This is a genomic window from Streptosporangium canum (assembly GCF_900113865.1).
Taxonomy (GTDB): Bacteria; Actinomycetota; Actinomycetes; order Streptosporangiales; family Streptosporangiaceae; genus Streptosporangium; species Streptosporangium canum.
Genome location: NZ_FOQY01000003.1, coordinates 157,378 through 169,451 on the forward strand (window position 1 = coordinate 157,378; position 12,074 = coordinate 169,451).

The 12,074-nt window shown below is 71.2% G+C and carries 15 protein-coding genes; 6 read left to right on the plus strand and 9 right to left on the minus strand.

The window, feature by feature from the left end:
- Positions 1-14: 14 nt before the first annotated feature.
- From BM085_RS05340 to BM085_RS05350, 3 genes are all read right to left on the minus strand, one after another.
- A complete protein-coding gene (locus BM085_RS05340) occupies positions 15-1,748 on the minus strand; it encodes an ABC transporter ATP-binding protein (protein ID WP_218158622.1) in 1,734 nt (577 codons plus the stop codon).
- A gap of 476 nt (positions 1,749-2,224) precedes the next feature.
- The gene (locus BM085_RS05345; RefSeq protein WP_093885907.1) at positions 2,225-3,439 is read right to left on the minus strand and encodes a beta-ketoacyl-[acyl-carrier-protein] synthase family protein; all 1,215 of its coding nucleotides are present in this window, start codon (positions 3,437-3,439) and stop codon (positions 2,225-2,227) included.
- Positions 3,436-3,684, minus strand: a complete 249-nt coding sequence (locus BM085_RS05350) for an acyl carrier protein (protein WP_031158965.1) — start codon at positions 3,682-3,684, stop codon at positions 3,436-3,438. The genes BM085_RS05345 and BM085_RS05350 overlap by 4 nt, the downstream gene beginning before the upstream one ends.
- A gap of 137 nt (positions 3,685-3,821) precedes the next feature.
- Between BM085_RS05350 and BM085_RS44190 the strand changes: the two genes are divergently transcribed.
- Positions 3,822-3,971 carry a hypothetical protein gene (locus BM085_RS44190; RefSeq protein ID WP_177244962.1) on the plus strand — a complete coding sequence of 50 codons (150 nt, stop codon included), beginning with the start codon at positions 3,822-3,824 and terminating at the stop codon, positions 3,969-3,971.
- A 112-nt stretch (positions 3,972-4,083) separates the two neighbouring features.
- Here BM085_RS44190 and BM085_RS44195 read toward each other — a convergent pair whose 3' ends face one another.
- Complete coding sequence (locus tag BM085_RS44195) at positions 4,084-4,281, minus strand: CsbD family protein (RefSeq protein ID WP_093885908.1); 198 nt, start codon at positions 4,279-4,281, stop codon at positions 4,084-4,086.
- Between the two features lie 200 nt (positions 4,282-4,481).
- Here BM085_RS44195 and BM085_RS05360 point away from each other — a divergent pair, with 200 nt between their 5' ends.
- Positions 4,482-4,733: a hypothetical protein gene (locus BM085_RS05360; RefSeq protein WP_093885909.1), complete on the plus strand. Its 252-nt coding sequence runs from the start codon at positions 4,482-4,484 to the stop codon at positions 4,731-4,733.
- A 43-nt stretch (positions 4,734-4,776) separates the two neighbouring features.
- Here the strand turns inward: BM085_RS05360 and BM085_RS05365 are convergent, their stop codons facing one another.
- From BM085_RS05365 to BM085_RS05385, 5 genes are read right to left on the minus strand one after another with little or no spacing between them, the layout of a single operon-like run.
- Entirely contained in the window at positions 4,777-5,019 is a 243-nt protein-coding gene (locus BM085_RS05365) for a hypothetical protein (RefSeq protein WP_093885910.1), read from the minus strand.
- Positions 5,020-5,073: 54 nt separating this feature from the next.
- A complete protein-coding gene (locus tag BM085_RS05370; protein ID WP_245789136.1) occupies positions 5,074-5,772 on the minus strand; it encodes a nucleotidyl transferase AbiEii/AbiGii toxin family protein in 699 nt (232 codons plus the stop codon).
- Positions 5,772-6,092 (minus strand): hypothetical protein, encoded by a 321-nt coding sequence (locus BM085_RS05375; protein WP_093885912.1) that lies wholly within the window; start codon positions 6,090-6,092, stop codon positions 5,772-5,774. The genes BM085_RS05370 and BM085_RS05375 overlap by 1 nt, the downstream gene beginning before the upstream one ends.
- Positions 6,093-6,114: 22 nt before the next feature.
- Positions 6,115-6,867 (minus strand): hypothetical protein, encoded by a 753-nt coding sequence (locus BM085_RS05380; protein ID WP_242675944.1) that lies wholly within the window; start codon positions 6,865-6,867, stop codon positions 6,115-6,117.
- Between the two features lie 39 nt (positions 6,868-6,906).
- Positions 6,907-7,647 carry a FadR/GntR family transcriptional regulator gene (locus BM085_RS05385; protein WP_386439427.1) on the minus strand — a complete coding sequence of 247 codons (741 nt, stop codon included), beginning with the start codon at positions 7,645-7,647 and terminating at the stop codon, positions 6,907-6,909.
- Positions 7,648-7,712: 65 nt separating this feature from the next.
- Here BM085_RS05385 and BM085_RS05390 point away from each other — a divergent pair, with 65 nt between their 5' ends.
- The 4 genes from BM085_RS05390 to BM085_RS05405 all read left to right on the plus strand — a co-directional run bounded on the left by BM085_RS05390 (position 7,713) and on the right by BM085_RS05405 (position 12,009).
- A complete protein-coding gene (locus BM085_RS05390; RefSeq protein ID WP_093885914.1) occupies positions 7,713-9,056 on the plus strand; it encodes a glutamine synthetase family protein in 1,344 nt (447 codons plus the stop codon).
- Positions 9,057-9,058: 2 nt separating this feature from the next.
- Entirely contained in the window at positions 9,059-10,405 is a 1,347-nt protein-coding gene (locus tag BM085_RS05395) for an aldehyde dehydrogenase family protein (RefSeq protein ID WP_093885915.1), read from the plus strand.
- Between the two features lie 5 nt (positions 10,406-10,410).
- On the plus strand, positions 10,411-11,175 hold the full coding sequence (locus BM085_RS05400; protein ID WP_093885916.1) for a 3-oxoacyl-ACP reductase: 765 nt from the start codon (positions 10,411-10,413) through the stop codon (positions 11,173-11,175).
- A gap of 138 nt (positions 11,176-11,313) precedes the next feature.
- Positions 11,314-12,009: a gamma-glutamyl-gamma-aminobutyrate hydrolase family protein gene (locus BM085_RS05405; protein WP_093885917.1), complete on the plus strand. Its 696-nt coding sequence runs from the start codon at positions 11,314-11,316 to the stop codon at positions 12,007-12,009.
- The last annotated feature ends 65 nt before the right edge of the window (positions 12,010-12,074 follow it).

Sequence of the window (12,074 nt, forward strand, 5' to 3'; positions counted from 1 at the left end):
CCGCGAGCTCGGATCTACGTCGGCAGCAGGAACTGGGTGGCGGCGAGCTCACGGTAGAGATCGTCGTCGTCGAGGAGCTCCCGGTGCGTCCCGACGGCCCGCACCCGGCCCGCCTCCATCACCACGATCCGGTCGGCGGTGGTCACCGTGGACAGGCGATGGGCGATCACCAGCACGGTCGTCTCCCTGGCCACCTCGGCGATCACCTCGCGGAGTCGCAGCTCGTTGACCGCGTCGAGCTGGGAGGTGGCCTCGTCGAGCAGGAGCAGCCGGGGACGGCGCAGCAGGGCACGCGCGATGGCGACCCGCTGGCGCTCGCCGCCGGAGAGCATGATCCCGCGATGGCCGACCTTGGTCTCCAGACCTTCGGGGAGCCGGGCGACCAGGTCCTCCAGCCGGGTCAGCGCGAGCACCCGCCGGATGTCGGCCTCGCCCACCCCCGGCGCCGCGAAGACGAGGTTCTCCCGGAGCGAGCCGTCCAGCACCGGCGCGTCCTGCTCGACATAGCCGAAGGAGGCGCGCAACTCGCCCAGCGGCCACTGCCCGATGTCACGGCCGTCGACGGAGATCGTCCCGGACTGCTGCTCGTAGAACCGTTCGAGCAGGGCGAAGACCGTGGACTTGCCCGCCCCCGACGGGCCGACGAGCGCGGTCATGCCGCCCGCCGGGACCGTGAAGGAGACGTCGTGGTGGACGACCGGCCGGTCGTCGCCGTAGCGGAAGGCCACGCCCTCGAAGCTCACCCCCGCCGGAGCCGTGCCGACCGCGCCGGCCGCGCCGGCGGCCTCCTCGGCGGGGAGCTCCTCGATCTCGCGGATCCGCTCCGCCGCCGCCAGGCCGTTCTGCATCTGGGTGACGCCCTGGACCATCTGGCCGATCGGGGCGACCAGGTAGAACAGGTACAGCAGGAAGGCGATCAGCGAGGAGACCTCCAGCGCGCCGGAGGCGACCCGCGCGCCGCCCACGCCGAGCACGGCCACGAAGGCGAGCTGCGCGGAGACCCACGCGGAGATGCCGGCGATCGAGGTCCACCAGGCGACCGCGACGCCCCGGTCCCGCGCCTCGCGGGCCGCCGCTCCCACCGTGGCGATCTCGCGGTCCTCGGCGCCGCTGGCCTTGACCGTGCGGAACGCCTGCAGGACCCGGTCGAGCACCGCGCCCATCTCGCCCACCGCGACCTGCGCCTGCGTCGAGGCCCGCCGGATGCGCGGCATGACCAGGCTCACGAGGGAGCCGACCAGGATCAGGACCGCCAGCGTGATGAGCAGCAGCGGCCCATCCATGATCGCCATCATCACCACGGCGCCCACGAGCATGAACACCGCACTGACCGTCTCGACGACACCGTCGGTGAACACGGCCCGGAGCAGGGTGGTGTCCGAGGTCACCCGCGACAGCAGGTCGCCGGGCTTGAGCCGGTCCACCTCCGAGACCCGCAGCCGCAGCATCCGGTCCACCAGGCTCCGCCGGGCGGAGAACACGACGCCCTCGCCCATGCGCTCCAGCACGTATCTGCCGAGCGCGCCGACGGCCGCGCCCAGGAGCACGGCGGCCGTCAGGCCGAGCACCGGCCCGACCAGGGAGCGCTGCTCGCCGAAGGCGTCGATGACCACCTTCGCGAGAAGCGGCATCGCGAGCCCGGCCAGCGAGCCGACGAGGCTGAGGACACCACCGAGGAGCAGGGCCCGTCTGTGCGGGCGGACGTAGGCGACCAGAAGTCGCCAGGAGGCGGTCTCGGGCAATTTCATCTCCTCTGAGCTGACGTGACCGGCCCCCGGCCGCCGCCCTTCCTATCTACCGCACGCGCGCTCGCGCCGAGCGCTCCGCCTGGATCCGTAGACGAAAGTCGATGACGTCAACATAAGTTGACATCAGATCACCTGTCAACCCAAGTTGACCTCAAAGGAGATTCGGCGAGCCCTCCGGGACACCTGGAAAAGAATCCGGCGAGCTCTCCGGGACGCCGCAAAAAAGGTCCGGCGAGCCGGCCGCCCGGTGGGACCTGGAGATCGTCGAGGCCGTCACCCGCGGCGGCACCTCGCGGACCTTCCAGGTACGGCGGGCGGACGGCACCGGGTCCTTCCTGAAGCTCACTCCGGAGCCGGCGATCTGCGCGAGCGAGGCCACGGCCCTGCGGCCTCCTGGAGACGGCCCTGCGGCGACCCCGCGGCAGCGCGGCCGCCGTGACGAGACCCCTTGGGCGGGGGTCAGGACCGGGCAGGCGCTACGCGGGGGTCAGGACCAGGCACGCGTTGCTGCCGCCGAAGCCGAAGGAGTTGGACAGGACGGGGGCGGCGGCGATGGGGCGGGGCTCGCCGTGGACGATGTCGACCAGCTCGGCGGCCGGGCCCCCGGTGAAGTTGGCGGTCGGGGGGACGAGCCCCCGGCGGGCCGACAGCAGCGCGATGACCGCCTCCAGCGCCCCGGCGCCGCCGACCAGGTGGCCGGTCACGCCCTTGGTGGAGGTCACCGGGGGCGTACGGCCGCCGAAGCAGTCGTGCAGGGCGATGGCCTCGGCGCTGTCGTTGTGCGGGGTGGAGGTGCCGTGCGCGTTGACGTGGCCGACGTCCCCGGAGGCGAGTCCCGCGTCGAGCAGGGCGGCGCGCATGCAGTCGGCCGCGACGGAGCCGTCCCTGAGCGGCGCCACGATGTGGTTGGCGTCGCAGTTGGCCGCGTAGCCGCTGACCTCGCCGTAGACGCGGGCTCCCCGCGCCTCCGCGAGGTCGGCGCGCTCCAGGACGAGGAAGGCGGCGCCCTCTCCCATGACGAAGCCGTCCCGCTCCTCGTCGAAGGGCCGGCACGCCTCCTCGGGCGAGTCCATCCGCTCCGACAGCGCCCCGACCCGGGCGAAGGCGCACATGGCCAGCGGGGAGAGCAGCGCGTCCAGGCCGCCGGCCACCGCGGAGCCGACCAGGCCGGAGCGGATCGCGCGCAGCGCCTCCCCGATCGCCGTGGCCCCGCTCGCGCAGGCGGTGTTGAAGGTCAGGCAGGGGCCGCGGCAGCCGTACCGGATGGCGATGCGCGCGGCCGTCGAGCTGGACATCAGCGTCGGCACGGCATGGACGGGCACCTTCTCCCTGCCGAGCGTGTGGCCCACGATCAGGCTCTCCAGCGCGGCGAACCCGCCGCCGCCCGTCCCCACGTAGACGCCGCAGCCGTCCCCCGCGGGCAGGCCGCCCGCGTCGGTGACGGCGTCGGCCGCCGCCGCGAGGCCGATCTGGGAGGTGCGGTCGAGCGTCCTGAGCTCGCGTCCGGTGAAGTAGTCGAGCGGCTCGAACGGGGCCAGCGGGCAGCCAATCGACACCGGCGTCTCCTCCACGGCGAGTGCCGGGATCACGGTCGCGAGCGACTTGCCCGCCAGGACCGCGGCGAACGCGTCCCGGACCGTGTTGCCCGCCGGGCTCTTGACTCCCAGACCGGTGACGACGACGCGCGTCACCGGGCCGCCAGCGCGGCGTGCAGGATTCCCGCCATGTCGGCGACGGTCCGCGCCCCCGCGAAATCGCTGGGTTCGAGCTGGATGCCCAGCTTCTCCTCGATGATGACGGCGATCTCCACCCACTCCAGGCTGTCGATCTGGTGGTCGGCGATGGTGGCGCTGGGCTTCACCTGATCGCTGGGCACGCTGAGCACCTCGGCGATCGCGGACCGGACTACGGATGTGGCTGAATCGAGGGTTGCCATTCGCCCGCCTTTAAAAGTAAAGGGATCGATCCACTCGGGTCCCCGCAATGCTCGGACTATAGCGAAACAGACACAAGTTCTGTCTATGTCCTACCAGGCTAAATTCTCGAAATTTCCGCTCATTTAGCGATGATTCATTGCTCGAAAAACCCGCCAATCCGGAGGCGGTCCAGGTGTCGTCCCTCGCCTCGATCGGCACCGCCGTCGTCGCGCTCGGCCTGGGCCTGACCGTACGGGGCCTGGCCGTACGGGACCTGACCGTACGGGGCCTGACCGGTGCCGGGTGAGGGGCGGCCTACGCACGGGCCGTGCAAGGAACGGTCTACGCCGGGTGCCCCGTCTCGCGGATCGGCTCGCCGTACATCCGCGAGACATCGGGGCCCGGGAACCTCCGGCGGGTCAGCGGCGGCGGACGCCGTACTCCCGGCGCATCTCGGCCACGGTGTCCAGGATCTCGTCCTGGGTCCTGAGCAGCTTCGCCTCGGCCTCCTCGGTCCGCCCCTCGGCCACCAGCCGGCGGTTGCCGGTCCGGTTGCCCAGCTTCCGCTTGGCCCTGGCCTTCATCTCACGCAGATTGAGCTTCTCGATGAGACCCACGATCCACACTCCTTCGGCAGGCAGGACCGTCGACTGCCCGGCGGATCCCCGAATATGCGTCCCAGGATTTTTCCGCTCCCTCTTGTCACAGCCGCGTCACAGGCTTGATCTCAGCCGTCCGATCTGGCGACGAGCACACGCGGAGGCCCTTGACCGGCCCGTGGACAAGCGGGTGAGAGGACACCCGCCCGAGATCCCGGATGAACACGATCGAGATGGGCCGGGGCTTCCGGAGTCGCCCGACGATTATTTCTTTCGACTACGACGCACCCCAGGGCCCAGATTACTTCGAGGTCGGGGACTGCCTTCCTCGCACGCTGGACATTTCCGAAAACGTCGAGGGCAGCGTCTACCCACTCAACCCGCACATCCTCGCCTCCGGCGATGAGCGGGAGGCGTGGTATCTCGACACCACATACATACTCGACGCGATCCGCTTCCGGTCATTCTGATATCTGATGGAAGACGCGGCCTCCGGTGGCGTGTTCCGCCCCTTTACTCGCCGTGCCACGAGCGCCTGGCTTCGTCCAGATCCGCTTCGGTCAGAGGAGCGACCCTGCTCTCGTGGTCCTCCACGATCTCCTGAGCTTTCAGAAGCGCGAGTCCGTACTCGACCGCCTGATCGACGAAGTGGGAGAACCCGCGAGGGCCTGTCCGGGTCTCGACCTCCTCAGCCACAGATCGGCGCAGAGTCACCGACTTCTTGATCGTTGGATCCGCGGGCTGAGGTAGGGCCATGTCCCGACAATGCCACCGCCAGTGGCATAGCCGGCGTCTCTTTCCGGTCTTCCGTCAGTCGGGGTCGGGGACGTCGTCGTAGTCGGCGCCGTACTCGGCGTCGCCCTCGTCGGCCCGGCGGAGCTTGATGTCCTCCACCCAGGCGTAGGAGAACCGCCTGATCTCGGCGATCCGATCCTCGTCCACCCCGTAGGCCTCGAACTCCTCGTCCGCGATCAGGTCGACGAACTCCAGCCGCATCACCAGCTCGGCGAGGGAGAACTCCTCGTTGTGCAGGCGGGCGAGATGCTCGAACTCGCGGAAGCCGTACAGGTGGGAGACCGACGCGATGTCGATGACGTCGCGGGCGAGGCTGCGCTCGTGCAGGGCCCGCATCTTCAGCCCCACCGCGTCGTCCAGGGAGACGACGGACAGGTCTCCGACGATCACGGGCTGCTGCTGGAAGGCCTCCCGCAGCAGGTCGAACTCGCAGCTCTGCTCGGTCACCGGATCGCTGACCACCAGGCGGCCCATCCGCGGCGTGACCTCGACCACGGTGACCTCCAGGCCGGCCGCCCCCAGCGCCTCGGCGACCCCGTCGGCGACCTCGGGCAGCGGCGTCTCGGCGGCGGTGGCGAAGTCGAGGTCGTTGCTGGGGCGGTGGGTGAAGCCGTGGGCGTTCATGGCGTAGCCGCCGGCCAGGACCAGGCCGAACCGGGCGCAGACCGGCAGCACGGCCTGGAGCATCCGCTGCTGGAAGGGAGGCAGGAGCATCATTCCCACCCCAGCGCGGCGATCTTGCCCTCCCAGGCTCTGCGGTAACCGGGCCCGAGGCCCCGGCGCAGGGTGGGCCAGTCGGCGACCAGGAGCCCGGCGTTCAGATAGGACTCGGCGTCGCTCCGGCCGCCGCCGGTGATGACCGCGCGGTACAGGCTCATCCGCAGCAGCGGGTCCAGCAGGTCGAACTCGGTGAGCCCCGACCAGCCGAGGTGGACGGGCAGGGTGACCACTCCCGTGGCCGGGCCGCGCAGGTCCGCCAGGGAGTCGGGGACCCGTCGCTCGACACCGTCCCAGCGGGATGGAAGGGCACTCACGCCTCCCAGTATGCCCGTCCGCTCACCGCCGGATCCTGCGGCGGGTGGAGGGCAGGTCGTGGCGTCCGGAGACGAACTCCTGGAAGGCGATCTTGGCGCGGATCACCGGGCGGCGCCAGCGCTCCTCGCGGCGCTCGGCCCTGGCCATCTGGCGGGGCCGGGGACGCCGGGCGCCGGGCGCCATGAACCAGTGGGCCCAGGGCGATCCCGGGCGGGCCAGCCGCAGGGCGCCGGGGATCAGCAGGACGGGGACGAACAGGCCCGCCAGGCCGGTCCAGATCTTCCCCTTGAGCAGGGTGACCACCGCGAGCGCGAGGTTGAGCACGATGACCCCGGCCGTGAGCCACGTCCCCTGCGGCGTGCCGTCGGAGCGTTCCCAGCCGAGCGGGCGCAGGCCGAGCAGGAGCAGGCCGGTGATCGCGATCGCGATGAACACCGCGTCGACGGACGTGCGGCCCTCCGCCTCCCAGTAGACGTCGTGCAGGTGCAGGATCAGCGCGAACTCGTCCAGGATCAGGGCGGCGCCGATGCCGAAGACGGCCGCCGTCACGGCGTACCAGGTCTGCGAGATGCCCGACACGATCAGCCCCGACACCCCGCCGAGCATGGTCAGCACCACGCCGAACACCACGTGGTGGATGTGCATCTCACCGACGTTGACGTTGCGGAACCAGCCGATCTTGGCTCGGATGAGCCGGACGTTGATCCGGGTGAACACGAAGGCGCCGATCAGCGCGACGAAGAAACAGAACAGCGGAAGCCGCCCTGTGTCCACGATTCTTTGCCGTAACAGATCCCCCACTGTTCCACCAGATTATGCGAGAAACCCTCGCAACAAGGCTGCTGTCCCCTCAAGATGTTCGGCGACCGCCCGTCGCGCGGCCTCGGGGTCCCCGGCCAGGATGGCCGTGACGATCGCCTCGTGCTGGGCGGCGGCGTGCTCGATGTTGCGCTGCAGGACGGGGATCGCGTTGAGCAGGTCGGTGACCCGGAGTCTGGCGTCGGCGCAGGTCGCGGCGAGCAGCGCGGAGCCGGTCAGCTCGGCGATGGCCAGGTGGAAGGCCGTGTCGAGGCGGCGGTAGTCGTCGGGCCCGGCCGAGTTGACCTCGCGCAGGCGCTGCCGCAGCGCGTCGCGCCGCGCCGCGTCCAGCTCCGCGGTGGCCAGCACCTGGGCGGCGCCGCACTCCACGGCCATCCGGAAGGTGAGCGCGTCGGCCAGGTCGTCGTCGCCCATGTCGGCCACGGCCCTGCGCAGGTCCCCCTGGCGCGGGCGGGGCGGGGCGTAGGTGACGAAGGCGCCGCCGTACCTGCCGCGCCGCACGGTGAGGTAGCCCGCCTCCTGCAGCGCGCGGATGGCCTCGCGCAGGGTGACCCTGCTGATCCCGAGCTGCACCGCCAGCTCCCGCTCCGGCGGCAGCTTCTCGGTCACCACCCCGAGTTTGATCGCCTGGAGCAGGCGTTCCACGGTCTCCTCGAACGCGTTCCCCGCACGCACCGGCCGCAGCACGGTCGTCAGTCGCGGCGACTCGTCCAATCTCACCTCCACCCTTGACAAAGGATCCTCACATAGAACTCAATGGTCTGACACTAGCCCAATAAGGCTCCGGCGAGGAGGGCGGCGTGGAGGTCAGCGAGCTTCGCGACGAGGTGGGGGCGGGACGGATCGACACCGTGCTGCTGGCGATCGTCGACATGCAGGGCCGCCTGCAGGGGAAACGGCTGTCCGCGCGCTATTTCCTGGAGGAGGTGCTGCACCACGCCTCCGAGGGGTGCAACTACCTGCTCGCGGTGGACGTCGACATGAACACCGTGGACGGCTACGCGATGTCGTCGTGGGAGCGGGGATACGGCGACTTCGTGATGCGGCCCGACCTGTCCACCCTGCGCCGGGTGCCGTGGCTGGAGGGCACCGCCCTGGTGATGGCCGACCTGCGGTGGGAGGACGGCTCGGACGTGACCGCCTCGCCCAGGCAGATCCTGCGCCGGCAGCTCGCCAGGCTGGACGAGCGGGGCTGGGGCGCGTTCGTCGGGACCGAGCTGGAGTTCGTGGTCTACGACGACACCTACGAGGAGGCCTGGCGGCGCGCCTACCGGGACCTGACCCCGGCCAACCTCTACAACGTCGACTACTCCCTCCTCGGCACCTCCAGGGTCGAGCCGCTGCTGCGCAGGATCCGGCTCGGCATGGAGGGCGCCGGGATGTACGTCGAGTCCGCCAAGGGCGAGTGCAACCTCGGCCAGCACGAGATCGCCTTCCGCTTCGCGGGCGCGCTCACCAGCTGCGACAACCACGCCGTGTACAAGAACGGCGCCAAGGAGATCGCCTCCCAGGAGGGCATGTCGATCACCTTCATGGCCAAGCCGAACCAGCGCGAGGGCAACTCCTGCCACATCCACATCTCCCTCCGCGACGGGGCGGGGAAGCCGGTCATGGCCGGGGCCGGGCCGTACGGGCTGTCGAAGACCGGCGAGCACTTCATCGCCGGTCAGCTCGCCCGCATGCGCGAGCTGACCCTGCTCTACGCCCCCAACATCAACTCCTACAAGCGGTACGTGCCGGGCAGCTTCGCCCCCACCGCGGTCAAGTGGGGCGTGGACAACCGCACCTGCGCGCTGCGGCTGGTCGGCCACGGGCCGTCGCTGCGGATCGAGAACCGGGTGCCCGGCGGCGACGTCAACCCCTACCTGGCGGTCTCGGCACTGGTCGCGGCCGGGCTGTACGGCATCGAGAACGAGCTGCCGCTCGAGGAGCCGCTCACCGGGAACGCCTACACCTCGGGCGCGGAGACCGTGCCGCACACGCTCCGCGACGCGCTGGAGCTGTGGGAGGGCTCCAAGACGGCCCGCGACGCCTTCGGCGAGGACGTCGTGACGCACTACGCGAACAACGCCCGGGTCGAGCTGACCGCCTTCGACGCGGCGGTCACCGACTGGGAGCTGTTCCGGGGATTCGAACGGATGTGAGCATGAAGATCATCAATCCCGCGACCGAAGAGGTGCTCGCCGAGGTCGGGTCCGCGGACGCCGCCGAGGTGGACCGGGCGGTGGAACGCGCCACGCGCGCCTTCGCCACCTGGCGGAACGTCGGCCCGGGGGACCGTGCCCGGCTGCTGCGCGCCTTCGCCTCCCTGGTGGAGGAGCACGCCGAGGAGCTGGCCCAGCTGGAGATCGCCAACGCCGGGCACACGGTCGGCAACGCCCGCTGGGAGGCGGGCAACGTCCGTGACGTGCTGAACTTCTACGCCGGGGCGCCCGAGCGCAACCACGGCAGGCAGATCCCGGTGTCCGGCGGGCTGGACGTCACCTTCCGCGAGCCGCTGGGCGTCGTCGGCGTCATCGTGCCGTGGAACTTCCCGATGGTCATCATGACCTGGGGGGTGGCCCCCGCGCTGGCCGCGGGGAACACGGTGATCGTCAAGCCCGCCGAGTGGACGCCGCTGACCGCGCTGCGGCTGGCGGAGCTGGCCCTCGCGGCCGGCCTCCCCGAGGGGGTGCTCCAGGTCCTGCCCGGGGCCGGGGAGGTCGCGGGGGCCCGGCTGGTCGACCACCCCGGCGTGGCGAAGATCGTGTTCACCGGCTCGACCGAGATCGGCAAGGAGATCGCCGCCAAGTGCGCCGCGCAGGTCAAGCGGATCACGCTGGAGCTGGGCGGCAAGAGCGCCAACGTGGTCTTCGCCGACGCCGACCTGGAGAAGGCCGCCGCGACCGCGCCGTACGCGGTGTTCGACAACGCCGGCCAGGACTGCTGCGCGCGCTCCCGCATCCTGGTCGAGCGCACGGTCTACGACGACTTCCTGGAACGGCTCGCGGCGGCGGTGCTGAAGGTCAGGGTCGGCGACCCGCGCGAGGAGGGCACCGAGATGGGCCCGCTGATCAGCGCCGAGCACCGGGACCGGGTCGCCTCCTACGTCACCGGGCCGGTCCACCTGCAGGGGCCGTGCCCGCCGGGTCCGGGCTTCTGGTTCCCTGCGACGGTCCTGACCCCCGGCCGCCTCGACGACCCGGCCTTCACCGAGGAGATCTTCGGGCCGGTGGTGTCGGTGGTCCCGTTCGACGGCGAGGCCGACGCCGTACGGATCGCCAACGACACCAGGTACGGCCTCAGCGGTTCCATCTGGACCAGGGACGTCGGCCGCGCGCTGCGGGTGGCGCGGGCGGTCGAGGCGGGCAACCTCAGCGTGAACTCCCATTCGAGCGTCCGCTACTGGACGCCGTTCGGCGGCTTCAAGCAGTCCGGGCTCGGCCGCGAGCTGGGCCCCGACGCCCTGTCCGCGTTCACCGAGACCAAGAACGTCTTCATTTCGGAGGATTGACAGCCATGCAGCGTTTGCAGGACCGGGTCGCCGTCATCACCGGCGCGGGCAGCGGGATCGGCCTGGCCACCGCCCGCCGGTTCGCCGAGGAGGGGGCCCGCGTCGTGTGCGTGGACCTGGACGAGGCGAGCGGGCCGGCGGCCGCGGCCGAGGTGGGCGGCCTGTACGTCAAGGCCGACGTCACCGTCGAGGAAGACGTCGTCCGGGCGTTCCGGACGGCGTTCGACACCTACGGCAGCGTGGACGTCGCCTTCAACAACGCGGGCATCTCGCCGCCGGAGGACGACTCGATCCTGGAGACCGGCATCGACGCCTGGCGCAGGGTGCAGGAGGTCAACCTCACCTCGGTCTACCTGTGCTGCAAGCACGCCATCCCCTACATGCGGCGCCAGGGCAAGGGGTCGATCATCAACACCGCGTCCTTCGTGGCCGTGATGGGCTCGGCCACCAGCCAGATCTCCTACACCGCCTCCAAGGGCGGGGTGCTGGCCATGTCCCGCGAGCTCGGCGTGCAGTTCGCCCGGGAGGGCATCCGGGTCAACGCCCTGTGCCCGGGACCGGTCGACACGCCGCTGCTGCGGGAACTGTTCGCCAAGGACCCCGAGCGGGCGCAGCGCCGCCTGGTGCACATCCCCCTCGGCCGGTTCGCCGAGGCCTCCGAGATCGCCGCCGCGGTGGCGTTCCTGGCCTCCGACGACGCCAGCTTCGTCACCGGGTCGGAGTTCCTGGTGGACGGCGGCATCTCGGGCGCCTACGTCACACCGCTCTGACCGCTCCGTCCCCACCTCTCAGCCGGTGGGACGGACAGTGGGCAGTGCCTCCCGTTGCCCACGCCATACCTTGTCGTCGATAACGTGCCGGGAGGCGGGTACGGACCCCGCGTCCCGGCATCCGGCAAGAAAGAGATCATGTCCCGCCCCGTCATCGGCATCACCTGCTACGTCGAGCCCGCGAAGTTCACCGTCTGGGAGATGACCACCGCGCTCCTGCCGTACGACTACGTCGACCACGTGGTCCGCGCGGGCGGGCAGCCGGTGATCCTGCCCCCGGCGGGCGACCCCGCCGCGCTGGCGGGACGGCTGGACGGGCTGATCCTGGCCGGCGGCGGGGACGTCGACCCGGCCCGGTACGGCGCGGCCCCGCACGAGCGGACCGGCCACGTCCGGGGTTTCCGCGACGACGCCGAGTTCGGGCTGGTACGGGCGGCCCTGGAGCGGGGCATCCCGTTCCTGGGGGTCTGCCGGGGCCTGCAGGTCCTGAACGTCGCCCTCGGCGGCAGCCTCCTCCAGCACCTGCCCGACGTGGTCGGCCACCACGAGCACGCCCCCGCCCCCGGCGGCTTCGGCCGGATGCCGGTACGGCCGGTGCCCGGCAGCCGGCTCGCCAAGATCCTCGACGTCGAGACCGCGGACGTGGCCCACTACCACCACCAGGCCGCCGACCGGCTGGGCGCGGGCCTGACCGCGACCGCCCACGCCGACGACGGCGCGGTCGAGGCGGTGGAACTGGAGGACCACCCGTTCGCCCTCGCGGTCCAGTGGCATCCCGAGGCCGACGCCGAGAGCCCGCTGTTCGAGGAGCTGGTACGGCGGAGCCGCCCCTGAACGGCCCGGCCGTCCGCGGGCCGCCTCCCGATCGCCTCCCGGCCGCCCCTGGTCGCCCCCGGAAT